The organism is Comamonas trifloxystrobinivorans (genome assembly GCF_043359985.1).
GTDB classification, from domain to species: Bacteria; Pseudomonadota; Gammaproteobacteria; order Burkholderiales; family Burkholderiaceae_C; genus Comamonas; species Comamonas trifloxystrobinivorans.
This window is the reverse complement of sequence record NZ_JBHZGV010000010.1, coordinates 220,251-243,846: the sequence shown is the minus strand read 5'-3', so window position 1 is coordinate 243,846 and position 23,596 is coordinate 220,251. Positions and strand designations below refer to the sequence as shown.

General features: G+C 63.9%; 15 protein-coding genes, 4 tRNA genes and 1 riboswitch. Of the genes, 10 read left to right on the top strand and 9 right to left on the bottom strand.

The features are described from left to right. Nucleotides 1-5: 5 nt before the first annotated feature. From ACFIQF_RS14250 to ACFIQF_RS14235, 4 genes are all read left to right on the top strand, one after another. Nucleotides 6-90: transfer RNA gene (locus tag ACFIQF_RS14250), tRNA-Leu, on the top strand. A 116-nt stretch (nt 91-206) separates the two neighbouring features. Then, nucleotides 207-291: transfer RNA gene (locus tag ACFIQF_RS14245), tRNA-Leu, on the top strand. Between the two features lie 218 nt (nt 292-509). Beyond that, nucleotides 510-594 (top strand) — tRNA-Leu (locus tag ACFIQF_RS14240). A gap of 178 nt (nt 595-772) precedes the next feature. Then, nucleotides 773-857 (top strand) — tRNA-Leu (locus ACFIQF_RS14235). Between the two features lie 560 nt (nt 858-1,417). Here the strand turns inward: ACFIQF_RS14235 and ACFIQF_RS14230 are convergent. The 3 genes from ACFIQF_RS14230 to ACFIQF_RS14220 all read right to left on the bottom strand — a co-directional run bounded on the left by ACFIQF_RS14230 (nt 1,418) and on the right by ACFIQF_RS14220 (nt 9,106). Further along, nucleotides 1,418-4,165: a DUF349 domain-containing protein gene (locus ACFIQF_RS14230; RefSeq protein WP_393943822.1), complete on the bottom strand. Its 2,748-nt coding sequence runs from the start codon at nt 4,163-4,165 to the stop codon at nt 1,418-1,420. Between the two features lie 225 nt (nt 4,166-4,390). Further along, on the bottom strand, nt 4,391-8,386 hold the full coding sequence (locus ACFIQF_RS14225) for a DUF748 domain-containing protein (protein ID WP_393943820.1): 3,996 nt from the start codon (nt 8,384-8,386) through the stop codon (nt 4,391-4,393). Between the two features lie 534 nt (nt 8,387-8,920). Further along, on the bottom strand, nt 8,921-9,106 hold the full coding sequence (locus ACFIQF_RS14220) for a hypothetical protein (RefSeq protein WP_393943819.1): 186 nt from the start codon (nt 9,104-9,106) through the stop codon (nt 8,921-8,923). Between the two features lie 475 nt (nt 9,107-9,581). On the opposite strand from ACFIQF_RS14220, the gene ACFIQF_RS14215 reads away from it, so the two are divergent. The 3 genes from ACFIQF_RS14215 (at nt 9,582) to nrdR (ending at nt 12,735) form a co-directional block, all read left to right on the top strand. Continuing rightward, nucleotides 9,582-10,514, top strand: a complete 933-nt coding sequence (locus ACFIQF_RS14215) for a transglycosylase SLT domain-containing protein (RefSeq protein ID WP_393943818.1) — start codon at nt 9,582-9,584, stop codon at nt 10,512-10,514. Between the two features lie 102 nt (nt 10,515-10,616). Further along, nucleotides 10,617-10,780: riboswitch (ZMP/ZTP riboswitch) on the top strand. A 58-nt stretch (nt 10,781-10,838) separates the two neighbouring features. Next, nucleotides 10,839-12,083, top strand: coding sequence for a serine hydroxymethyltransferase (glyA, locus tag ACFIQF_RS14210; protein ID WP_393943816.1), 1,245 nt, complete (start codon nt 10,839-10,841; stop codon nt 12,081-12,083). Nucleotides 12,084-12,240: 157 nt separating this feature from the next. Beyond that, nucleotides 12,241-12,735, top strand: a complete 495-nt coding sequence (nrdR, locus tag ACFIQF_RS14205) for a transcriptional regulator NrdR (RefSeq protein WP_393943814.1) — start codon at nt 12,241-12,243, stop codon at nt 12,733-12,735. Between the two features lie 109 nt (nt 12,736-12,844). On the opposite strand, the gene aroC is transcribed toward nrdR, so the two are convergent. Then, nucleotides 12,845-13,942, bottom strand: a complete 1,098-nt coding sequence (gene aroC / locus ACFIQF_RS14200; RefSeq protein ID WP_393943812.1) for a chorismate synthase — start codon at nt 13,940-13,942, stop codon at nt 12,845-12,847. 119 nt (nt 13,943-14,061) lie between these two features. On the opposite strand from aroC, the gene ACFIQF_RS14195 reads away from it, so the two are divergent. Beyond that, entirely contained in the window at nt 14,062-15,246 is a 1,185-nt protein-coding gene (locus ACFIQF_RS14195) for a DSD1 family PLP-dependent enzyme (protein ID WP_393943811.1), read from the top strand. A 3-nt stretch (nt 15,247-15,249) separates the two neighbouring features. Here the strand turns inward: ACFIQF_RS14195 and ACFIQF_RS14190 are convergent, their stop codons facing one another. The 4 genes from ACFIQF_RS14190 to ACFIQF_RS14175 all read right to left on the bottom strand — a co-directional run bounded on the left by ACFIQF_RS14190 (nt 15,250) and on the right by ACFIQF_RS14175 (nt 19,992). Continuing rightward, entirely contained in the window at nt 15,250-15,993 is a 744-nt protein-coding gene (locus ACFIQF_RS14190) for a phosphoribosyltransferase (RefSeq protein ID WP_393943809.1), read from the bottom strand. Between the two features lie 57 nt (nt 15,994-16,050). Beyond that, entirely contained in the window at nt 16,051-17,265 is a 1,215-nt protein-coding gene (locus ACFIQF_RS14185) for a M20 aminoacylase family protein (RefSeq protein WP_393943808.1), read from the bottom strand. Nucleotides 17,266-17,283: 18 nt separating this feature from the next. Beyond that, nucleotides 17,284-18,276: a Bug family tripartite tricarboxylate transporter substrate binding protein gene (locus ACFIQF_RS14180; RefSeq protein ID WP_393943807.1), complete on the bottom strand. Its 993-nt coding sequence runs from the start codon at nt 18,274-18,276 to the stop codon at nt 17,284-17,286. Between the two features lie 255 nt (nt 18,277-18,531). Next, complete coding sequence (locus ACFIQF_RS14175; protein ID WP_393943805.1) at nt 18,532-19,992, bottom strand: CoA transferase; 1,461 nt, start codon at nt 19,990-19,992, stop codon at nt 18,532-18,534. A gap of 111 nt (nt 19,993-20,103) precedes the next feature. Between ACFIQF_RS14175 and ACFIQF_RS14170 the strand changes: the two genes are divergently transcribed. Both ACFIQF_RS14170 and ACFIQF_RS14165 read left to right on the top strand, forming a co-directional pair. Then, a complete protein-coding gene (locus ACFIQF_RS14170) occupies nt 20,104-21,384 on the top strand; it encodes a citrate synthase family protein (RefSeq protein WP_393943803.1) in 1,281 nt (426 codons plus the stop codon). Between the two features lie 95 nt (nt 21,385-21,479). Beyond that, nucleotides 21,480-22,451, top strand: a complete 972-nt coding sequence (locus ACFIQF_RS14165) for a Bug family tripartite tricarboxylate transporter substrate binding protein (RefSeq protein ID WP_393943802.1) — start codon at nt 21,480-21,482, stop codon at nt 22,449-22,451. A gap of 10 nt (nt 22,452-22,461) precedes the next feature. Here the strand turns inward: ACFIQF_RS14165 and ACFIQF_RS14160 are convergent, their stop codons facing one another. Further along, the gene (locus ACFIQF_RS14160) at nt 22,462-23,547 is read right to left on the bottom strand and encodes a sterol desaturase family protein (protein ID WP_393943800.1); all 1,086 of its coding nucleotides are present in this window, start codon (nt 23,545-23,547) and stop codon (nt 22,462-22,464) included. Nucleotides 23,548-23,596 lie beyond the last annotated feature (49 nt).

Below are 23,596 nucleotides of genomic sequence, written 5' to 3'. Positions count from 1 at the left end.
GAAATGCCCAGGTGGCGGAATTGGTAGACGCACTAGTTTCAGGTACTAGCGGGTAACTCCGTGGAGGTTCGAGTCCTCTCCTGGGCACCAAGTTTAACGACAAGTACTAACTTGTTTTGTGAAAACGGTGAAATATCGGTTTTCTCTTACCAGAACAGACGTGGTTTTTTAGGAAATTTGACAATGGGCCTGTCCCAAAGTCGCAAGCCCAGGTGGCGGAATTGGTAGACGCACTAGTTTCAGGTACTAGCGAGTAACATCGTGGAAGTTCGAGTCTTCTCCTGGGCACCAAGACAGCAAGCCGCTGCACAGCAATGTGCAGCGGCTTTTCTGCTTCTGGCGCCGCAGCACATCTCGCCAAGCCGCCGCCGCTGCTCCCGCACAAAGCCCCCCACATTCCCCAACCCCGCAGCCAACACACCGGCCTCGCCAGCTATCTTTTTTGAAAAAAATCGCCCAATTGGCCTGAGCACTGCTTTTGCGCCCCTATAATTCGTTCCATCCTGAAAGCCCAGGTGGCGGAATTGGTAGACGCACTAGTTTCAGGTACTAGCGAGTAACATCGTGGAAGTTCGAGTCTTCTCCTGGGCACCAAATCACAAGCCGTTGTACGCAAGTACAGCGGCTTTTTTGGTTTCCGGGCCAGCACGCATGGCAACGCATGCCCAGCCAACACAGCGTGCACCCACCCAGGCAGCTATCTTTTTTGCAAAAACTTGGCTTTTTGGCCCAACCCGCTTTCGGCACCCTCTATAATTGCGCCATCCTGAAAGCCCAGGTGGCGGAATTGGTAGACGCACTAGTTTCAGGTACTAGCGAGTAACATCGTGGAAGTTCGAGTCTTCTCCTGGGCACCAAATAGCAAGCCGTTGTACGCAAGTACAGCGGCTTTTTTGGTTTCTGGGCACAACTTGTTCGATAGCCGATTGATGGCAGCCATGCCTGTGTGGCTCCCCCCCCTGGCACAGTGCTCGCAGGCTGTTCAGGATGTTCTTCCTCCACCCCTTTCAGCCAGCGCCTGCGATCGCAGCAAATGCAGGCGGTTTGGCTGCCGAAGGACAGCCAAACTTCGTGAACTGACTTGCGCCAGCTGTTTGAACGGAGCGCCTTGGCGCGAAGTGAGTTTTGGCGCACGCCGGCATTTGCTGTGAGCGCAGGTTGCCCCGATTGCCCCGCTGCGCGGGGCGGTCGGGGACGCTGGATGTGGGCACGTTTCTTTGCCGACTTTCTTCTGGGCCGGCACACCGGACGTGCAGCAAGAAAGTCGGTCGCCTGCCGGGGCGAGACCCGGCCAGCTGCTGCAAGCAGAACAGCACACGCCAGTTAGAAAAGCAGCCTTTCCAATCCGCACAACCCCAACAAAAAACGCCCTGCACACAAAGCACAGGGCGTTTTTAAGAGCGACCGCTGAAAAGCCTTACTTCTTCAGCAAAGCCTTCAGCACATTTTGCAAACGACGGGCCGACGCCTCGTCGCTGGCCGATTGCAGTACCTTGGCCACGTCTTGCTGCCAGGTTTCTTGCGGCGATGGGTCGTTGCGCTTGGTCAGCAGTTGCAGCTGCAAGGCGCGGCGCGCATTGATCTGCTCGGCCGGTGTGGGCACATCGGCGGCCATTTCCAGGCGCAGCAGCGATTCACCTGCATCACCAGCAGCAGGCGCAGTGATGGCCTGGCCCCATTGCGCACGCACCGGGCCGGCCACGCGGCCCAGCTCTTGCACGGGCGGCAGCAAAGCAGCGTCGCGCTTGTTCCAGGCTTCCATCATCTGCGTCAGGGCCTGGCCATGCGCCTGGCTGGCCAGCTTGCGCAGCGTGGCCTGGGCGTGGTCGAGCGCATCGCGCTGGGCGCGGAAGGCGGCATCGCCCAGGCGTGGGCCACGGTCTTCACGCGGTGCACGGTCGAAGCGCTCACCACGGCCAAAGCGGTCGTCGCGGCGCTCGCCACCACGCTCGCCCCGGTCATTGCGCGGGCCACGGCTGTCGCCACGGCCTCCATCACGGCGATCACCGGGCTTGCCGCCGCGCGTTGGGGCGGCAGCGGTATCTCGCTTCATGCCGGGGCGGTCGTCGCCGCTGCGCTGGGCAATCACCGGCTTGGGCTTAGCAGGGGCAGGCGCAGCAGCGGGAGCGGCTTCGCCCTCGCCTTCAGCAGCAGCTTCACCACCGGCAGGCGCAGCATCGGCTGCGACCACTTCAGCTGCTGGCTCAGCTGCAGCTTCCGCAGCAGGTTCAGCAGCAGCCGCTGCGGGAGCGGGCTGCTCGCTTTGCGCCTTGAGAGCTGCTTGCAGCGCCTCAATGGCCGCTTGGATTTGCTGGGCATCGCCGCTATGGTTGGCCGCTTCCAAAGCCTTCGAGGCGTCGAGCACCGCCTGGTCACGGGCGCTCAGTTGCTGGGCCACGCGCTCGCGCTGCTGGGTCTTGCGGGCAAAGGCCTCGTCCAGCGGCTTGCGGAAAGCGTCCCAGAGCTTTTGCTCGTGGCGGCGGTCCATCGGCACGCCTTGGGCTTCGGCCTGCCACTGGCGCTGCAGCTCACGCACGGCATCAATGTTCAGGTGCGGTGCGGCGGCCAGCTCGCCTGCTTGGGCGATCATGGCTTCGCGGCGGGCAATGCTGGTTTTCTGGGCGGTTTGCAGTGGTGCGCTGGCTGCCTGGTGGGCAGCCTTCCAGGCGGCTTGCAGCTCGGCATAGGCTTTTTCGCCCACGTGGCCGCTGGCGCGCCAGCGGTCGCCAAACTGGAACAGGTCGCGCTGCATCTGCTTCCAGTCGGTCGAGGCCAGATGGGCTTCGGTCCAGGCTTTGAGCTCGGCCACCAGCGCCTCGCGCTCGGCGCGGTGCTTGGCGCCCTCTTCGCGCACCTTGGCCAGCCAGACTTCGACATGCTTGTAGGCCGCGTTGCAGGCTTCGTCAAATTTCTTCCACAGCGCGTGGTTGGTGGGGCCGCTTTGGTCGGCCTTTTTCCAGTCTTCGCGCAGCTGGCGCAGGCTGTCTTGCAGCTTGCGGCCGCCCAGTTCCTGGCCTTCGGGGCGGGTCAGCAGACCTTGGGCCTTGGCCAGCAGTTCTTCGCGCAGCTTGTCGGCGCTCCAGCGTTGCCAGCCTTCCAGCTCGCCTGCGGCGATCAGGGCGGCGTTGACCTGCGATTCCAGCTCTTGGTCGATCTGTTTACCGTGTTGCTTGAGCACGGCGCGCAGTTGCTGGGCAGCGCCCGATGCACCCTTGCCATGGCCTTCGGTGGTGTGTTCTTGCAGCTTTTTCAGCGCTTCTTGCACGGCTTGCTTGGCACGCTTGGCTTCTTGCGGATCAGCAGCGGGCTTGGCGGCAGCAGCACGGGCTGCGGCTTGCTCGGCCTCGGTGGGCAGGCCACGGGCAGCACGGATTTCGTCGGCCCACACGGGCACGGCGGGCAGCGGCGCTTGCGCGTCTTCGGCGGCCTTGAGGGTTTGCTGCAGGGCGGACTGGAAAGCATCCCACACCACCAGCAGCTGGCTCTTGGAGGTTTCCAGCATGGTGGGGTAACGCGCTTCCACGCTGCTCCAGCTGGCATCGCCTTCCAGCGCGGCGGCTTGTTCTTGCCAGTGCGCCACATCGGTAGCCAAGGCAGCGTCTGCCGCTTGGGCGTCGAGGTAGGACTTGGTAGACAGCACTTCCACGCGCTGGGCCAACAGCACAGCGGCCTCGCGCTGCACTTGCACGCGGTGCTGCAGGTCTTCAATGGTTTTGACGCGCTCGGCCAGCTGCACTTTCAGAGCCGACAGCGGCTCTTTGGACAGCGGTGCGCCGGCTTTGGCGGCGTCGCGCTGCCAGGCCAGGGCGTCGGCGATGTTGAGCTTGGAAGCAGCCAGCAGCTTGCCGGCCTTGTCGGCCCACTCGGCGGCAATGGCTTCCTGGCCCTTGGCGCGGCGCAACTCCTCGATGCGCTCGCGGATGGCCTTGGCCGCGCCCTTGTCGCGCGCCGACAGCTCTTTGAACACTTCTTGCAGCTGCTCGGCGCTGGGCTCGCTGGCCAGCCATTCGCGCACCTTGGCGGCGCGTTCACCCGAGGTGGCGGCCGAGAAGGCGCCGCCCGTCAGGCCGTCGAGCGGATGGGGCGCAGCCGCTGGTTTGGCGGGCGCGGGCGTGGGCTCGGGGGTTTCGGGCGTTTTGTTGCGCGAGAGAAAAGAGGGGAACATGGCTCAACTCGGTGGTAAATACGGCCTGCAGCAGCAAGGCGCTGCAGCCATTGGCACATAAAAAGGCGGCGCGGGCCAACTGCCCGCTCCCAAGTTGCTATTTTGACCGGGTTTGGCGCGGCCACCAAGCAAGCAGGCGGCACAAAGCCGGTTTCTCTGGCGCAGCGCAGACAAAAAAGGGCTGGAAGCCAAGCTCCCAGCCCTTTGCAGCCTGCCCAGGCCCGCTCAGCGGGGTGCCAGGCTCAGCTCGGCACGCGGCTTCCATTCCTTGTCAAAACCCTCGGTTTTGACATTGCCCAAGAAAAGGCGATCGAGCTTGACGCCCTGGCTGGCCAGGTAGTCGCGCACCGCCACACCACGAGCCAGCGCCAGCTCACGCATGGCGTTGTCGGGCACGGCCACACTGGTAATCAGCAGAGTTTCCATCTCGGCCTGCGGAATGTCGGCAGCCAGACCCACCATGTTGCGGGGCTTTTTGATGTCGGCGCGCTTGTACACCTCTTTGAGCAAGGCCGGGTATTCAGCAGCACTCACCGCATCCACCTCTTCGGCCTTGCCGCCGGCGCGGATGGTCGCGCGGCGTTTTTGCGCCAGCACCATATCGTCGATACGCGCCTTGCGCCAGCCTTCCTTTTCTTGCTCCAGCTCGGCCTGGCCGGTCACGGTCAGTTGCAGCGCCGGGCGGTCTTCCAGCGCCTTGGCTACCTTTTTCAGGTTTTCGCGGGTGACGTCGTCCAGGCTGGCACTGCCGGGCGCAAAGGCCACCTGGCTCGCTTCGGAACCACCGCCAAAGGCACTGGACAACAGCGCGAACGGCGAGGTGACGGCCTTCATGATCATGTTGCCGATGACCTTGAAGATGATCGGCGCCAGGCGGAACTGCGGATCGTTGAGCGAGCCGCTGATGGGCAGATCCAGGTCGATCACGCCGTTGCGGTCGGCCAGCAGGGCCACGGCGAGCTTGACCGGCAGGCTCGCCGGCGCGCCTTCTACCGCATCGCCAAACTGCAGCTGGTTGAGCACCAGCTTGTTGCTGGCGGTGAGCTGGCCGTCGGGCTGCACGTCGTACTGCACGTCCACGCTCATCTTGCCGCGCTCAATGCCATGGCCCGCGTATTTGATGCTGTACGGCGTGAGCGGCGAAAGCTCCAGATCGCGCACCTTGCCGTGGATGCCCAGCGCCAGCGGCTTGGCCAGCGGGTTCAGCTTGCCGGTGATTTCCAGCGAAGCGGTGCCCTCGGCCTTGCCGCGCAGCTCCAGCTCCGCCAGTTGGGGCGGCTGGCCAGCCGGGCCGGGCTCGGACGAGAAGGCGCTCATGCGGCCTGCCAGCTCGGACAGGTCGGCCGAGTAGTTGGGCTTGATGAAGCGGTCGCTGAACTTGACGGTGCCGCCGGCCAAGGTGATGGGGCCCATGTCGATGATCGGGCCGGTGGCAGGAGCAGCAGGCGCGGCGGGTACAACTGGTGCAGCGGTGGCTTCCTTCGCGGCCGGCTCAGGCTTGGCCTGCTCCGGCTTTGCGTCAGCCTTGGCTGCATCGGCAGCAGGCGCCTCCGTGCCCTCTCCGCCCAGGTCTTGCAGGTTGAGTTTGCCGTTTTCTTGCACGATCAGACGGGCATAGAAGTCGGACAGCGCGGTTTCGCCAATCTTGACCTTCATGCGCTGCTCGGGCGCCATCTGCAGATCAAGGCCGCGCAGGCTCAGCACTTTCCAGTTCAGCAAGTCGTCGCTCGCGCCGATGAGGCCGGCACTAATGCTGCCGCTGCCGGAGGCTTTAGCGGTTTTGCCGCCGCTGCTGGCTTTTTCCGGGGCATCGGTATCGTCGTCGGCATCGGCCTTGGGCTTGGCCAGCGGCCGCACGCGCACATCGTCCAAGCCGGCATCACCCTTGACGCTGAGCACCGGCCCTTTGGGCGATTGCAAAAAGTCGAGGCTACCCTTGAAGTTGGCGTCCGCACGCATCAGGCGCACAGGCAAGGCGGCTGCGGCATAGGGCTCAAAAGCATGCACCGGCAGCTGCGTCAGGTTCAGGCGGCCAGCGGCAGACAAAGGCGTCAAACCCAGGGTGCCGTCGTACACCAGGCGGCCCGGCTCAGCGCGGCCGGTGGCAATGCGGCCAGATACCTTCAACACCGAAGGCTTGGCCTTGCTGGCCAGCGGCGCAAAGTCGCGCAGCTCCACATCGGCATCTACCAGACGCACCGCTACCTTGCGCGGTGTGGATTCGTCCTGGTAAGCAATATTGGCACCCTTGATGGCGATGCGCTCCAGCTGCACATCCCAAGGCTTGCTGTCAGCGGCCTTGGCAGGCTTTTTGGCGTCTTTCTCGGCCTTGGCCGCTTGCGTGGCGGGCAGCCAGTCTTCAAACATCATGCGGCCGCTCTTGTCGCGCGACACGCCCAGCGCCGGTTTGAGCAGCTCGATGCTGCCGACCTTGACCTGCTGCTTGGCAATATTGATGGCCGCCTCTTTGACTGCCAGCTGCTGCAGCTCCAACAAATGCTCTTTGCCTTTGAGGCCCACGGCCGTGCCATGCGGCGCAGCGCAGTTGGCGCGGCTATTGCATTGCAGGGCGATGTCGGACACGGTCAGCTCGGCCACGCCAATTTGCAGATCGGCGCCATCGCGCTGGATCTTGACCTGGCTGTCGATATTGCCCAGCACGCCAGGCTCGATCACGCCCGTCAGGTACGAAGCGCCCAGCTGCAATGGCAGCGCCGTGGTTTTGACATCGACCTCGGCCATCACATCGGTGGCCTTGCCCGAGAACTGCACGCGGCCGGTGCTGGGCACGCCCTTGGCTCCCGACAGGCCCGATTCGCCCGCAAAGTGGAACGGCTCTTTGAAAGGCCAGGCGATCTGTTTGGCCGTCATGTCAAAGTCGTCGAGCTGCACCCGCGCTGGCACAGGCACGCTCTCGTCCACCCACAGGCCTTGCAGATTGCTCAGCTTGACTTCGTCAACCAGCACGTTCCACGCGGGCTTGCTGCTGGTAGCGGGTTTGGCCGGCTTGGTGGGCTTTTCAGCCGCGCCGTCTGCCACTGCGGTGCTGGCGTCGGCCGCGGGTGCCGGAGCAGCCTCGGCCGCTTCGCTGGCCTTGGCATCGCTTGGCACCTCGGTGCTTGCTGCAGCTTCGCTGTTCGCTGCTTTTTCAGGAGCAGCCTGCTTTTCCACCGGCTGGCCCTGCGCATCGAGCAGGCTGAGCTGGCCATTCTTGCCGCGCTTGATGGACAGCTGCGCGCCATCGAGCGCTACTTGCGCAATATGTATCTGACCGGCCAGCGGCTGCACATCAGCCAGTTGCACATCCAGTTGCTTCCAGGCCAGCAGCTCGTCGTTGTGGCCGTCATGCACCAGCACATTGCTGGCATGCACATCGCCGCTCAGCTTGACACTGGCTTTGTCGGTTTGCTCAAAGCCCACTTTCAACTGGGCATTGAGCACGCCGCCCATCAGCTTGACCGGCACCGATGCCGGGATGTAGGCCAGGTAAGGCTTCAGATCCAGGTCGTGGATGGCAAAGCTGGCGTCGGTCTTGCGATCGTCGCTGAAAGGGGTGGTTTCGGCCTGGCTGGCAAACTGGCTGCCGTTCAGCTCAAAAGCCAGCTGCGGCAACACCTTGATGGCGCGCTTGGACTCGAGGTTGCTGATGAAGGGAATACCCAGCTGCAAGCCCTTGAGCTCGTGCGTCTGGCCCACGGTATCGTCTTTGAACTCGACGGCGCCGTCTTTCAGCTCAATGTTGTAGAGCGCGAAATGCGCGGTCTTGCCGTCGTCGGGCGGCGGATTCGGGTCTTTGAGCTTGGCGACGATGTCATCGAAGTCGAACTTGCCAGGCGCAGTTTGCGCCACGCGCACCACCGGCTTGTCCACCTGGATCGCATCCAGCACCGGCGCCAGACGGAAAAGCGACTGCATGTCTGCGTCCACATACACGCGCTCTACCGAAAACTGCGGAGCACTGCCCGGCGTGGGGCCGGCCAGCTGCAGATCACGCACCGTCAGCTCCAGCGACCAGGGCTTGAACTCGACCGCACCAATATGCACTGCGCGGCCCAGCTTCTCGCTGGCAATCTTTTCGCCCTGGGTGCGCAACAGCCAAGGCAGCGCCAGCCACGACAGCGCCCACAGCAGCAGCAACGCCACCACACACCAGGCCAGACGACGCAGCCAGCGCCGGCCTGCACCGCTGCTGGTTTTCTTTGATTCTTTGGTTCCGCTCACGGCGAATGTCCTCTCGGGGATAAGCAACTCGGGCCTGCCCGCCGGGCAGGCCTTCCCATTGTGCCCAAATAAACATCTAAATAGATAGCAGCGCAATGAATCAGCGCCTGTGGGTCCTGCCGGAGCACAATCGTTGAAGATGCTGCCGACACCCCGTGCTTTCCCCAGAAAACGCCGCCCCGCTCTATATATATAGAGGGCCAGCCGTTTTCCCTAGGAAAACACGGTGCCGCTCACTGCGCTGGTCGCCCCCTTAGCCAAACCAACGCCACCCAAGCCAAGCTCACACGCTTACGACTTTTACCTGCGGCGCCGGGCCCGGTCCGCCCTTTCACCGTCGCTGCCAGGGCCGCTCCGAGCAGGTTTTGGCAAATTGTTGACGCTGCTTTTTATAAATTACCCTGGTACAAAGCACAAAAACCCAAAAATGCTACAGGTTATTAGCCGTTTTTACGATTTTTTTGGCCTTGTCCCAGACCATTTTGCGCCTTGCTCAGGCCGTCTTGCGGGGGCAGCGTCAAGCAAGCACCAACTTTATTGCAGCGCAGCATTTTTAGGATCCGCTCTGCCACCTGCCAGCCCATGCTCCAGCATCGTGCTATCGACGCCATAGCAAACTGCAGTCATGGCGTTATCAGCACCCGAGAAAGCTACAAATGCTTTCAAATCCATAGCAGCAGCACCCGATTTTTCCTTGCTTGTCGATGCATTTTCATACATTGCATCTCTTTATAAGTTGCGCACGCACCCATATAGCCACGCTATGCAAGCCATAGCTGCAACACCACACAAAGCCACGCGATGCAAGCAAATGCTGGCGCACAGCTTGTGCCAAATCAAACAGCACAAATCCGAGTCGTCAGTGGCCCGCCCAAAGCCTGCGCTATACACGTTTTTTCATTACTTTTTCATCTGAAATTTAGTTTTTATAGTGTTGACTGATTATTAAGCCAGCTTCTAGAATTCAGCCCATTGCATTTATTGCCTATTTTTTGTTCACACCCTCGTGGTGTTTTGTTCGTAGCCCCTGACACGCAAGCAGCGTGCATGAAACGACAAGGGCCGTCTGCAACGCAGGCAGCCTGACCGGTATCGCACAGGACGGTGCGCTTACCGCCCTGCCAGACCTGAACCCGCTCTCCCACTGCGAGAGGGGCCTGATCCAGGTGGCAGGCTTTTGAAAGGAATCATTCGTATGACGGCTCCCGCGCAAGTGGCTGCCGGTGCGCGCTCGCTGGGCGCCACCATCGTGCACGGCCTTGTGGCCCTGACACACAACAGTTTGGCACTGATAGGTTTGGCTGTGGCGTTTTGTGCGCTCACGCTGTTTTCGCGCGCTGACCTGCGCGCCTCTGGCGAGCAGCAGCTGCGCAGCTGGCTGCAGGCCCGCCAAGAAGCCGAGGCAGACAGCGTCAGCCAGGCAACAGCTGGCAACGAGGCCACGCTGATTGCCGCGGTAGACCGCGCTACCGCCACCAACCCACAGCAACTGCCCAAAAACCAGGCGGCCGTGGCCTACTGGTTGGCCAAAAAGTACCGCGTGGCGCCTGAGCCACTGGCCGTGCTCGTCTCCGAGGCCTACCAGGTGGGCAAGGAAACCAAGCTCGACCCGACACTGATCCTGGCCATCATGGCCGTGGAGTCGAGCTTCAACCCCTTTGCCCAAAGCTCGGTGGGCGCGCAAGGCCTGATGCAGGTGATGACCAAGATCCACACCGACAAGTACCAGCACTTTGGCGGCCACTTTGCGGCGTTTGACCCGGTCACCAACCTGAAGGTCGGCGTGAAGGTGCTGCAAGAATGCATCGAACGCGCCGGCTCCCTCGAAGGTGGCCTGAAATACTACGTGGGCGCCGCCAACCTGCCTGACGACGGTGGCTATGCCGCCAAGGTGTTGGCTGAGCACTTCCGCATCAAGCAAGTGGCCAACGGCCGCAGCAACCCGCAAGAGCCTGCTGCCAAGCCCGCCCTGTCGGCCAAGGCCAATGTGCCCGCCGCTCCGGCTGCCGCCAAGAGCGCCAAGCCTGCCGCCGACACCGCCACTGTGGCCCTGGTCGACGACAAGGCCAATGCTGCCACCACCGCGCCCGCCAAGACCGAAGCCACCACCGTGGCCATGGGCTCCTGAGAGCGAGCAGCGTAACACTCCCCGACAAAGCACCGCCAGGTGCTTTTTCTTTGCCCGCTATTTTCCAGCCGCCGCAACAACCCTCTGTGCCTCGGCTACACTAGCCGGGTACGCGACTGGCGATAGGCAGCTTTCCAATGGCTGTTGACGTGGATGGCAGGCCCGCCCTGCTGTAACCACCGGGGAGCGTACCGTGCGAGAGGCTACGGTGCCACGATCACCGCCTGCTGCTTGCCACGTGTTAGCCGTGCGCCTGGGCAGCCCTTGCTTTCTACCGCCAGCCTCTGGCGGGGCAAGGGGTTACTTCTGACTCAACCGACCGTCATGTACCAACGTAACATTCTTGTCGAACAGACCGACGCCGAACTCTTTGCGGCCATCCAGGCCGAAAACCAGCGCCAAGAACAGCACATCGAGCTGATCGCCAGCGAAAACTACGCATCGCCTGCCGTGATGTGGGCGCAAGGCACTCAGCTCACCAACAAGTACGCCGAAGGCTACCCCGGCAAGCGCTACTACGGTGGTTGCGAATATGTCGACGTCGCCGAGAAGCTGGCGATCGAGCGCGTCAAGCAACTGTTTGGCGCAGACGCTGCCAACGTGCAACCCCACTGCGGCGCATCGGCCAACGAAGCCGTGTTCCTGGCTTTCTTGAAGCCTGGCGACACCATCATGGGCATGAGCCTGGCCGAAGGCGGTCACCTGACGCACGGCATGCCGCTGAACATGTCGGGCAAGTGGTTCAACGTGGTCTCCTACGGTCTGAACGAGAAGGAAGAGATCGACTACGACAAGATGGAAGCCCTGGCCCGCGAGCACAAGCCCAAGCTGATCGTGGCCGGTGCCTCGGCCTACTCGCTGGAAATCGACTTTGCCCGCTTTGCCAAGGTGGCCAAGGAAATCGGCGCCATCTTCATGGTCGACATGGCCCACTACGCCGGCCTGATCGCCGCCGGCGAGTACCCCAACCCCGTGCCTTTTGCCGACGTGGTCACCACCACCACGCACAAGAGCCTGCGCGGCCCCCGTGGCGGCGTGATCCTGATGAAGGCCGAGCACGAGAAGGCCATCAACTCCGCCGTGTTCCCCGGCCTGCAAGGCGGCCCGCTGATGCACGTCATCGCTGCCAAGGCCGTGGCCTTCAAGGAAGCGCTGTCGCCCGAGTTCAAGGCTTATGCCAAGCAAGTCAAGGCCAACGCCAAGGTCATCGCTGAAACGCTGACCGCACGCGGCCTGCGCATCGTTTCTGGCGGTACGCAAAGCCACGTCATGCTGGTGGACCTGCGCAACAAGGGCATCACCGGCAAGGAAGCCGAAGCCGTGCTGGGCGCCGCCCACATGACGATCAACAAGAACGGCATCCCCAACGATCCGGAAAAGCCCATGGTCACCAGCGGCGTGCGTATCGGCACCCCCGCCATGACCACCCGCGGCTTCAAGGAAGAAGAAGCGCGCCTGACCGCCAACCTGATCGCCGACGTGCTGGACAACCCACGCGACGAAGCGAACCTGGCTGCCGTGCGCGAAAAGGTCAATGCCCTGACCGCTCGCTTCCCCGTGTATCGCTGATGCAGCCGCTGAGCCGCTGCGCGTCTTGCATCGCTCTGCCAGAGCGGACGGGCGCTGCGGCTCGGCTGTCTGAGCCCATCATCTCCGGGCGTGTGCCGCATGGCGCACGCCCTTTGTTGTTTTTGCAGGCTTGTGGCCTGCGCCCTGGATCACTGCGATGAAATGCCCTTTCTGCAACCACCCCGACACCCAGGTGGTGGAGACCCGCGTGGCAGAAGACGGTGGCTTTATCCGGCGCCGACGCCAGTGCGGCCACTGCGAGAAGCGCTTTACCACCTATGAGCGGCCCGAGGTCAGCTTTCCGGTCATCGTCAAAAAAGACGGCCGGCGCATTGATTACGACCGCAGCAAGCTCAAGGGCTCGTTCAGCCTGGCCTTGCGCAAGCGCCCGGTCAGCATCGACAAGGTGGAAATGGCGATCGAGCATGTCGAAGACAAGCTGCGCACCCTGGGCGCGCGCGAAGTGCAGACCCACCTGATTGGCGAGCTGGTAATGACCGAGCTGCAAAAGCTCGACAAGGTGGCCTATATTCGCTACGCCAGCGTCTACCGCAGCTTTGAAGATATCGACCAGTTCAAATCCCTGGTCGACGAGGTGACCAAGCCTGCGCCAGCTGGCAAAAAAGACGCGGCGGCCAAGAAAAAATCCTGAGCCGCATCGGGGCCATCGTTCACGGCGCAGCCCACAGCAAAAAGCGAACCCGAGGGTCCGCTTTTGTTTTTGGCGCTGGCACAACAGCGCTCAGAGCGTGTTTACGCGCTCAAGGCGCCTCGGCCGCGATGGGCGGGAAATCCACCGCCACATCGGCGTTCTGCGCACGGTGGCGCAGTGCGTGGTCCATCAACACCATGGCCAGCAGCGCTTCAGCGATTGGCGCGGCGCGGATGCCCACGCAAGGGTCGTGGCGGCCCTTGGTGATGACTTCGGTGCTGTTGCCGTGCACGTCGATCGATTCACGCGGGCTGATGATCGAGCTGGTCGGCTTGATGGCGATACGGATCTCGATGTCCTGTCCGGTACTGATGCCGCCCAGAATGCCGCCCGCGTTGTTGCTGCGAAAGCCTTGCGGGCTGAGCGAATCGCCGTGCGTCGTGCCGCGCTGGGCCACACTGTCAAAACCGGCACCAATTTCCACCGCCTTGACCGCGTTCAGGCCCATCATGGCGTAGGCAATGTCGGCGTCGAGCTTGTCGTACAGCGGCTCGCCCAGGCCCACGGGCACGCCGCTGGCGTTCACACGGATCAGAGCGCCGCAGGAGTCGCCCGATTTGCGCAACTCGTTCATGTAATCCTCGTAGCGCGTCACATCGGCCACGGGCGCAAAAAACGGGTTGTTCGGCACATGCTCCCAGCTCTCGAAAGGCAGGGCCACCTCGCCCACCTGCAGCATGCAGGCGCGGAACTCGGTGCCGAACTTCTCCTTCAGCCACTTCTTGGCCACGGCGCCAGCGGCCACGGTAGGTGCGGTCAAACGGGCCGACGAGCGGCCACCGCCACGCGGATCGCGGATGCCGTATTTGTGCCAATAGGCGTAATCAGCGTGGCCGGGCCGGAAGCTCTGGGCGATGTTGGAGTAATCCTTGCTGCGCTGGTCGGTGTTGCGGATCAGCAGCGAGATCGGCGTGCCGGTGGTCTTGCCCTCGTACACGCCCGAGAGAATCTCGACCTGGTCAGGTTCGTTGCGCTGCGTCACAAACTTGCTGGTGCCAGGGCGGCGGCGGTCCAGATCGTGCTGGATGTCTGCCTCGCTCAAGGCCATGCCCGGAGGGCAGCCGTCAATCACACAGCCGATCGCCGGGCCATGGGATTCGCCAAAGTTGGTAACGGTGAATAAGGTGCCGAAGGTGTTGCCGCTCATAGACCCGCGATTATGCCCTGCTCCGGCCCGGCAGCGCCTGCAACAGCCCTACCGATGCGACGCTGGCGGCCGCCCGCTTTTGCTAAGCTGGCGCCCTCGTTTCCCCATCCGCCATCACCATGTCCAGCCTGCCACCCGCTTTGCAATCCCTGATCGGCCAGCCCGGCAGCCAGATCGATACCCCTGCCCTGGTCATAGACCTGGACGCCATGCAGCGCAATATTGAGCGCATGGCTGCATTCGCCCGCCAGCACGGCGTGCTCTGGCGGCCGCACGCCAAGCTGCACAAAAGCGCGCAAATCGCCCACTGGCTAGAGCAGGCCGGCGCCGTGGGCCATTGCGTGCAAAAACTGGCCGAGGCCGAAGCCCTGGCCAGTGGCGGCGTCCGCAATATCTTCATCAGCAACGAAATCGTCTCGCCCAGCAAGCTGGCCCGCGTGGCAGCGCTGGCCCAAACGCTGAACGCACAAGGCGGCCGGCTGGCGATTGCCGTGGACAGCGAAACCGGCATTGCCCGGCTGGCCCAGGCTTTGGCAGCAGCGCAGGCTGGCGCGGCGGCGGTGGATGTGCTGGTGGAGATCAATGTGGGCCAGAACCGCTGCGGCGTAGAGCCCGGCCCGCAAGCCGTGCAACTGGCCCGCGCCATTCTGGCCCAGCCGGTTTTGCGCTTTGCCGGCTTGCAGGCTTACCACGGCGGTGCCCAGCATTTGCGCACGGCAGCCGAGCGCAAGGCCACGATTGGGCGCGTGCTCCAGCTGGTACAGCTCACCCGCCAAGCGTTGGAGCAAGCGGGCATAGCCATCCCGCTGGTCACCGGCGCTGGCACCGGCACCATGGTCAACGAGGCGGCCAGCGGCGTTTATGGCGAGATCCAGCCCGGCTCTTTTCTCTTCATGGATGCCGACTACGCGGTCAACGAGCGCGACCCGGCCCAGCCCGCGTTTGAGCACGCGCTGTTTGTGCAAACCCAGGTCATGTCGCACAACGGCCAACGTGCGGTCTGCGATGCCGGCCACAAAGCGCATGCCATCGATTCCGGCCTGCCCACCGTGCATGGTTTTGCCAGTCTGCACGCGCTGCGTTTTGCCAATGGTGGCGACGAGCACGGCGTGCTGCACCCCAACGTCGAAGCCGGCAACAACACAGGCTGGCTGCCCGCGCTCGGCGATACGCTATGGCTGGTGCCCGGCCACTGCGACCCCACAGTCAATCTGCACAACTACCTGATCGGCGTACGCGGCGGGCTCGCGAGCGGAGTGGTGGAGCAGATCATCCGCGTCGATGGCCGTGGCGCCTTGACCTGAGATTCAGGCGCTTTCCGGCCACCAGCCGTCGGCGCGGCGCTCCATGCGCGGGCAGTCAAAAGCGCCCACCACGGGGATGCGCGATCCATCGGCGCGCAGCAGCTTGCTTTGCCATTGCGTGCCTTGGCGCATGGCTACGGCAATGGCAGCCACTTCGGCACCGCAGCGCTGCAGCAGCGCCAGGCCCGAGACCATGGTGGTGCCCGAGCTGACGGCATCGTCCACCACCAGCACGCGCTTGCCTTGCACCAGGCTGAGCTGGTTCGGGTCGATATAAAGCAGCTTGCCCTTGCCCGGCGTGGTGATGGAGCTGACCGGCTCAGACAGCTCCTCGCGGTACCAGTATTTGCGCGAATAGCCCAGCGGCACAAAGCGGCTGTGGCCCAGGCGCTGCGCTACCAGCGGCGCAAAGGCCAGGCCCAGCGTAGGCAAGCCCACCACCACGTCAAACGCGTGCTGCTGCGCGGCATCGGCCATGTGCTGCGCCAATTGCTCCACCACAGCAAGCGCGGCCTGGTTGGCGATGAGCGACGCCACGCAGCGGTCGGGCACCGAGCCATCGGCCGTGGGCATGCCGCGCAAGGGCAGCACCAGATAGCGGCCATCGGGCAGGCGCGCCGGGTAGCTGCGCGCATAAGGCGGCAGCGGCGATTGCGCCAGCGCTTGCTCGCTGACGATGGCTTGCCAGTAATCGGTGGTGGCGTCAAAACCCGGCAGGTTCTGGCCGGAGAGGTCTACGGAGGTCATGCAATCAATCCAGAGGCGCGGCGCGCCCTAAGCGGTGTTAAAGCGGCGTTAACAGGCTCAGGCGCGCAAATAGGCTTCGGCCAGCTTGACCCAATACGAGGCGGTCACCGGCAGCAGGTTGTCGTTGAAGTCGTAGGCTGGGTGGTGCACCATGCAACCGCCCGGGCCCATGCCGTTGCCGACAATGAAATAGTTGCCCGGCACTTCGTTGAGCATGAAGCTGAAGTCATCGCTCGCCTGCAGCGGCTGCAGATCGGGAATCAGCCATTCGTCGCCCAGAAAATCGCGCGCCACGCCCACTGCAAAATCGGTGGCGGCGGCGTCATTGATCACGGGCGGGTAGCGCCAGATGTAGTTCACATCGGCCGTGGCGCGGTGCACAGCGGCTTGCGCTTGTGCGATTTCGGTGATGCGCTCGCGCAGCTGCTGACGCACTTCAGGCGTGCGGGCACGAATGGTCAGGCGCAGCTCGCAGCTCTCGGGAATGACGTTGGGCGCATCGCCAGCGTGGATGGCGCCGATGGTGACAATCGCCATGTCGTTCGGGTCCACCTCGCGTGAGCGGATGGTCTGCAGCGCCAGCACCAGGTGCGAGGCCACCACAATCGGGTCCACCGCCACATGCGGCATGGCGCCGTGGCCGCCCTTGCCGCGCACGGTGATGATGGCCGTGTCCGAGCTCGAATACATCACGCCGGTGCGAAAGCCGAAGTGCCCGGCCGGGTAACCCGGCTCGTTGTGGAAGGCGTAAATCGCATCGCAAGGGAAGCGCTCAAACAAGCCCTGCTCCACCATCTTCTTGGCGCCGCCATGGCCTTCTTCCGCCGGCTGAAAAATCAGGTTCAGCGTGCCTTGCAAACGGTCTTTGTGCGCGGCCAGCACTTTAGCGGCGGCGAGCAAGGTGGCCGTATGGCCGTCGTGGCCACAAGCGTGCATTTTGCCGTTATGGCGGCTGGCGTAAGGCAGGCCGGTGGCTTCGAGAATCGGCAGCGCATCCATATCGGCGCGCAAACCCAGGCGCTTGCCCGCGCCGCCATTGCCGCAGCGCAGCTGGCCCACCACGCCGGTATCTCCCAATCCACGGTGCACCTCGTAACCCCAGGCGGCCAGCTGGGCCGCCACCACATCGCCGGTGCGGTGCTCCTGGTAAGCCAGCTCCGGGTGGGCGTGCAGATCGTGGCGCAGCGCCAGCATTTCCTCGGTGATGGCGGCTACCTCTGGCAGCACGGGCGGGTGGATCTCGGCGTGGATGGGGTTCAGGGGCTGGACCATGGGGGACTGACTCTCCGCTTACTCTTGCTGGATATTGGCGCTCTTGACGATGGCCGCGTAGCTGGCCTTTTCCTTTTTCAGGTAGGCGGCAAAACTCTGGGGCGTACCGGTGCCCGGCGTGGCACCGCCTTCTTTCAGGCGCTGCTGCACCTCAGGCATCTGCAGCACGGCGCTCAGCTCGGTCGCCATGCGCTGCACAATGGGCGCGGGCGTCTTGGCAGGCGCAAACAAGCCCGTCCAGGTATTGATCTCAAAGCCCTTGAGCGCTGGCGTTTCGGCAAAGGCCGGCACATTGGGGATCGATTCATTGCGCTTGGCCGAGGTCACACCCAGCGCGGCCAGCTTGCCTTGGTTGACCAGCGGCGTAGCGCTGGTGGTGACCAGGTAGCCGGTGTCCACCTGGCCGCCCATCACATCGTTGGTGATCTGCGCGCCGCCGCGGTAAGGCACGTGCACCATCTGCGTGCCAGTGCGCTCTTGCACCATTTCCATGGCCAGGTGCAGCACCGTGCCCACGCCAGAGGTGGCGTAGGTGATCTTGCCCGGTTCTTTTTTCGCCAGCTCGATCAGCTCTTGCATGCTCTTGGCCGGCAGGCCGGGGCGGGCCATCAGCACCACCGGGGCCACGCTCACCAGGCCGATCGGGGCCAGGTCTTTTTCGGCGTTGTACTTGACGCTGCTGTTCACCAGCTCGGCCACGCTGATCGGGCCGTCAAAGCCCATCACCAGGGTGTAGCCGTCGGGCTTGGCATGGATGGCCTTGGCCACGCCGAGCACGCCGCCCGCGCCGGCCACGTTGTCCACCACCACCGACTGGCCCAGGCGCTCGCCCAGCTTCTGACCGATCAGACGGGCCTGAAAATCCACGTTGCCACCGGCACTGAAAGGCACGATCAAGGTGATCGGGCGCTGCGGCCAGTCCTTGTCGGCCGCCAATGCGACGGAGGTGGTGGCAAGACCGGCAGCGGCCACAAGGGCAGCGGCCAACAGGGAACGGCGAAGGCTTGGCATGGTGAGTTTTAAAAATGCCAGCCCGGCCACAACCAGCACTGGCGCGGCACCGGGGTGCCAGGGTCATACGCGGCGCAGCCTGCGCGGCCCCAATAATCGGCCAGGCCCTGCTACGCCACAACGTGAAGGCAAAAATTTTGCCACAGCGTCACCCAGGCTACAGCCGCCCGCAGCGATGCCAGATACAGACGTTTGGCTATTGACTTGACCAATGACCCGCCAGGCGATACCCCGTTTCACAAATAACGTCAGCACTCACCACTGCGGCGTATCGCTGCCAGGCGGCACGGCCGGATGCGGCCAGTGCGCATTTGCTCCGCTCAGGTTGGCGCTGTGGCGCACAGCGCACAACGAGCCAAAACCGCTGGGCAGAGTCTCCAGATACGGCGCCAAGCGCGCTGCCCGTTCAGCTTCTGTAGCAGTGGTTGGCGTTTGGACCGGCTGCTCGCCCAGTTCTTTGAGCCACTGCGCCACCCGCGCCAACGACACCTGCACATGCCAGCTGCCGCCTTGCGTGGCCTGGCGGTACAGCGCCGCCTGTATGCCAAAGGCCAGCCAAAAACCGGCCGAGTAATCGAGAATCTGCATCGGCAAGGCACGCAAGCCACCGCCCCAGGCCTGGCCCTCGGCCCAGTTGATGCCACTGGCGGTTTGCACCAGCGAATCAAAACCGCGCCGGTCCGCCCAAGGCCCGCTGCGGCCATAGGCCGACAGGCTGGCATAAACAATGCCGGGCCGCAGTTGCGCCGCCGCCTGCGGGCCAAAGCCCAGCGCATCCAGACTGCCCGGGTGGTAGCCCTGCAGCATGACCTGCGCTTGCCCCAGCAACTGCGCAAACTGCGCCTGGCCAGCGGGCGATTTCAAATCCAGCAAAGCCGAGCGCTTGCCCCGGCTGACATCGGCAATCGCCTCGATATTGGGTAAGCCCGGGCCATTCACCATCAACACATCGGCGCCATGCCAGGCGAGCGTGCGCGCGGCCACCGGGCCGGCCAGAATGCGCGTCAGATCGAGCACGCGCAGGCCGCTCAAGGGCTGCGTGCCCTTCTGCGCTGGCCATGCCATTGGCGGCGCAGGCTGTGCTGCATCGAGCTGGCTGATCTGCACCAAGGGCTGCTCCGCTACCGCAGCCGATTGCGGGTGCGCAGCCCATTCCTGCGGCGACCGCGCTGCCGCCACCACCAAACCGCGCTCCGCCGCCTGCGCCTCAAATGCCTGGGCCGAGCGGGCCAGCAAAGCCTGCGCTACCTGCTGCTTGGTGGTGGCACTGCCCACAGGCAGATCCAAGAGCTGCAACACGCCGTCGCGGTGGTGTGCAAAATTGGCATGCACGCGCAGCCAGCCATCAGCGCACTGGTACAAGCCAGAGACTGCCGCCCAGAGATCGGGCTGCACGCCATCGAGCGTGAAATAGCCAGTCGTCTCCGCCAGCGCATGGCCCACATCCACTTGTACTTGCGCTGGCTCGCTACCGCTGCGCAATGCACCCAACTGCGCAGCCGCCACCCCGGCAGCGGCAACTGAAGCCGCCGCTGCCACATCCACCCTGAAGCTCGATGCATAGCCGGTGCCATCGCCCTGCAGCTGCAATGCTTGTGCATCCAGCGCAGGCGCACCAGGCAAGCCGGCCAACTGCCACTGCTCGTGGATGCTGCGGCGTGCGGCGGCATGGCAGATTTCTTGGCTGGTACTGTCGATCGCTGGGTGGGTAGGCATTGGGACTCCGTCGATAACTGGAACGCCATTGCACGCCTGCTGCGCGGCTGCGTCAATCTTGATTGGGCCAATACAGCTGTGCGCCAGCCGCGCCAGGCGCTAGCATGGCGCATGGCCCACCCTGCTGCTGCTTTCTCTGTCGACCACGATTCGCCCTGGCTCACCAGCCAACAAGCGGCCGCCGCCCTGGGCGTGCAACGTGCCAGCCTCTACAGCTATGTCAGCCGTGGCTTGTTGCAAGCACATGCGCGCCCCGGCCAGCGAGGCCGTGTTTACGCGCGCGCCGATGTGCAACGCCTTGCCCGCCAGCGCCAAAGCATACGCAACCCGGCGCGCCTGGCGCAATCCACGCTCGACTGGGGCACACCCGTGCTGAGCTCGGCCATCACCCAGGTGCAAAACGGCCAGCTCTACTACCGCGGCCAGAGCGCCACCGCGCTGGCCCGGCACGTCAGTCTAGAAGCAGTTACCGCTTTGCTGCTGGCGCAAGCCCCGGTTGCAACGGGCATGCGCCGCAAGCAGAGCAATACGCGCCAAGTCAGCCCCGTACGCCAGCCGCGCAGCCCCGCCCAGGCGCTGGCTGCCTGGCACCAGTTGCCCAGTGATGAGGCTGCAGAATTTGCGCTTTCGGATGCGCTGGCGCTGCTGCAGGCCATGGCGCGTGTATTGGTCGGCTTGCCGCGTGCCACTGCTGCCAGCCATAAACTGTCGCCACTGCACGAACAACTGGCCGGTTGGTGGCAGCTTGACGCCAATGCAAGCAGCCTCCTGCGCCAAGCGCTGGTTTTGTGCGCCGACCACGAGCTCAATGCTTCCAGTTTCGCCGCCCGCGTGGTGGCGTCCACCGGCGCCAGCTTGCACGCCAGCATTGGCGCCGGGCTGGCCGCTTTGTCCGGCCCGCTGCACGGCGGCATGACAGCGGTGATCGCTTCGCACTGGGATGAATGGCACCAGCCGCAGCGCAAGCGCAACGCATTGCCCGCTGGCCTGGCCGCCCTGTTGCGCCAAACCAGCGCCGGCCCCAGCCCGGCTTACTGCGCGGGCTTTGGCCATCCGCTCTATCCAGCTGGCGATCCGCGCAGCCTGCATCTGCTGCCGCTCTTGCCTGCAGACCCGGTGCGTGAACGGCTGCTACAAGCCGTTCATGTGCAAACCGGCCAGCACCCGAGCCTGGACTACGCGCTGGTGGCCATCGAGCGCAGCCTGCAGCTGCCGCCAGGCGCAGCCTTTGTGCTGTTTGCGCTGGGCCGCACGGCCGGCTGGATGGCGCATGCGCTGGAGCAGCGCGCCAGCGGCCAGCTCATCAGACCGCGCGCGCATTACCAGGGTTTGCAGCCAGACAGCGACGCGCCCACCATTGCGCCGCCAAGCGGCCGGATCATCCGCTTTTGACGGGGCGGCGGGCGCGGCACCTGCGCGACAAAAGCGCTCGCCCACACTGAGCGCAGCGCTTACCATTCGCTCATCAAAAAATCTCGGAGACCGCCATGAAACGCCGCGTCCTGCTCAGCGCCCTCGCCGCTTCGCCCTTGCTGCTGGCCAGCCCTGCGCTGCTGGCCCAGGCTTTCCCCAGCAAACCGATTGCCTTTGTGGTGCCCTACGCTGCAGGTGGCACCACCGATCTGGTGGCGCGCCTGGTGGGCGAGCACATGGGCAAGAGCCTGGGCCAGCCCGTGGTGATCGAGAACAAGCCGGGTGCCGGCGGCAACATCGGCATGGATGCGGTGGCCAAAGCCAAGGCCGACGGCTACACCATCGGCTTTGGCGCCATCTCTACCAACGCGCTCAATCCGCACATCTACAAAAGCATGGCCTTTGACCCGCGCAAGGATTTCAGCGCCATCGGCATGCTGGGCTATTCAACGATTGTTTTCGAGGTGCGCAAGGACTTCCCGGCCAACACGGTGAAAGAGTTCATCGACTACGCCAAGAAAAATCCCGGCCTGCAATACGGCACGGCCGGCGCTGGCACCAGCATGCACCTGGCCGGCACCATGTTTGGCCAACTGGCCGGCGTGGAGCTGACGCACGTGGCCTACAAGGGCAGCGTGCCCGGCATTACCGACATGCTGGGCGGCCACCTGCCCGCCATGTTTGACAACCTGCCCGCTTCGCTGCCGCACATCCAGGCTGGCAAGCTCAAGGCGCTGGCCGTGGCGGGCAAGGAGCGCAACCCATCGCTGCCCAACGTGCCGACCATGGCGGAAGCCGGTCTGGCAGGCTATGCCGTCGACCCCTGGTTTGGCGTGTACGGACCGGCCCAGCTCGACAAAGCCGTGGTCGCCAAGCTCAACACCGCCTTGACGCAGGCACTGGCCGACCCGGTGATTGTTGAGAAGCTGCAGGCGGCCGGTTTCACGCCCAAGGGCTCCAGCGCCGAAGCCCTGGAGCAGCTCACCCAGGCCGAGTACCAGCGCCTGGGCGAGGTGGCGCGCAAAGCGCAGATGCGGGCGGATTGAGCGCCAGCCGCTATTTCGCCGCCCGCTGCGTTGGCGCTTGCGAAGGCCCATCCGCGCCATGGACCGTGTCTTCGTCATGCACCGGCCGGTAGCCAGGGCCAAACGAAACATCGCCCAGGCGCCAGCCGGCGCGGCAGGTGACGGCGCCCCAGAATCTGCGCGTGCTGTACCACTGCATGCTGATCACGCCGCGCTCGTTGTCGGCATCGACCTCCGGGTCGCCCACACCGGTGGGGCGCAGAGGCTCGTTGTGGTAGAGCGCCGTGCCAAACAGCTGGTCCCACCAGGGCAGTACCTGGCCAAAATTGCATTGGTGGCGCATGGGGCGGCTGGCATCGCGCAGCATGTGGTGGTTGCGGTGAAAACGCGGCCCGATCAGCAGCCGCTCGCCCACTTTGCCCACCCAGCCCAGGCGCAGCGCCACATTGGCATGCGAGAAGTTTTGCACCAGCTCACTCACCAGGCCCAGCAAGGCGAATTCCGACGGGTCCACCCCCAGCACCAGGCCCACGCTCGCCAGCAGCACCGATTGCAGCATGCCATCGACATAGTTGCTGCGGTCATTGCTCCAGCAGCTCATCTGGCGCTGGCTGTGGTGCATGCTGTGCATGGCCCACCACCACGGAATGGCGTGCTGGGCGCGGTGTATCCAGTAGTACACGCAGTCGTAGACCATGTAGTACAGCGCAAAGGCCACATAGGGGTGCTCGGCGAACCAGGGAAACCAGGCCTTGAGGCCGCTGGGCTCTGGCGTGGCGGGGCCGCCGCCTAGCAGGTGCGCGAAAGGCATCAGCACAACAAAGCTGAACAGCGGGAACAGGCCCAACAGCATCAGCAGCGTGAAATTGCGGTCCACCGTGGTGTGGCGCCGGTCGCTCCAGCGTTCTGCCGGGATCAGGCTCTCCAGCGGCCGCATGACGCCGGCAATCAGCACCAGCTGCAGCAGCGCAATCAGTGCGGCCTGCGCAATCTCGCGCGGATCGCCCACTGCCTGCGCTAGGCCTAGAGCATTTACTGCGGGCACGACGAGATGGGTGCTGATGCCATCGACGGCGCGCTGCCAGTGCTGAACCCAAAAAACGAAAAAAGAATCCATTCCCACCGCCAACTGCAAAACGCAAGAAGCTCGCTTTACACGAGCGTCC

Excerpts from the sequence above, each read along its gene's own strand:
- ACFIQF_RS14230 (WP_393943822.1), bottom strand. The coding sequence starts at position 4,165 with ATGTTCCCCTCTTTTCTCTCGCGCAACAAAACGCCCGAAACCCCCGAG.
- ACFIQF_RS14220 (WP_393943819.1), bottom strand. The coding sequence starts at position 9,106 with ATGTATGAAAATGCATCGACAAGCAAGGAAAAATCGGGTGCTGCTGCT.
- ACFIQF_RS14215 (WP_393943818.1), top strand. The coding sequence starts at position 9,582 with ATGACGGCTCCCGCGCAAGTGGCTGCCGGTGCGCGCTCGCTGGGCGCC.
- glyA (WP_393943816.1), top strand. The coding sequence starts at position 10,839 with ATGTACCAACGTAACATTCTTGTCGAACAGACCGACGCCGAACTCTTT.
- nrdR (WP_393943814.1), top strand. The coding sequence starts at position 12,241 with ATGAAATGCCCTTTCTGCAACCACCCCGACACCCAGGTGGTGGAGACC.
- aroC (WP_393943812.1), bottom strand. The coding sequence starts at position 13,942 with ATGAGCGGCAACACCTTCGGCACCTTATTCACCGTTACCAACTTTGGC.
- ACFIQF_RS14195 (WP_393943811.1), top strand. The coding sequence starts at position 14,062 with ATGTCCAGCCTGCCACCCGCTTTGCAATCCCTGATCGGCCAGCCCGGC.
- ACFIQF_RS14190 (WP_393943809.1), bottom strand. The coding sequence starts at position 15,993 with ATGACCTCCGTAGACCTCTCCGGCCAGAACCTGCCGGGTTTTGACGCC.
- ACFIQF_RS14185 (WP_393943808.1), bottom strand. The coding sequence starts at position 17,265 with ATGGTCCAGCCCCTGAACCCCATCCACGCCGAGATCCACCCGCCCGTG.
- ACFIQF_RS14180 (WP_393943807.1), bottom strand. The coding sequence starts at position 18,276 with ATGCCAAGCCTTCGCCGTTCCCTGTTGGCCGCTGCCCTTGTGGCCGCT.
- ACFIQF_RS14175 (WP_393943805.1), bottom strand. The coding sequence starts at position 19,992 with ATGCCTACCCACCCAGCGATCGACAGTACCAGCCAAGAAATCTGCCAT.
- ACFIQF_RS14170 (WP_393943803.1), top strand. The coding sequence starts at position 20,104 with ATGGCCCACCCTGCTGCTGCTTTCTCTGTCGACCACGATTCGCCCTGG.
- ACFIQF_RS14165 (WP_393943802.1), top strand. The coding sequence starts at position 21,480 with ATGAAACGCCGCGTCCTGCTCAGCGCCCTCGCCGCTTCGCCCTTGCTG.
- ACFIQF_RS14160 (WP_393943800.1), bottom strand. The coding sequence starts at position 23,547 with ATGGATTCTTTTTTCGTTTTTTGGGTTCAGCACTGGCAGCGCGCCGTC.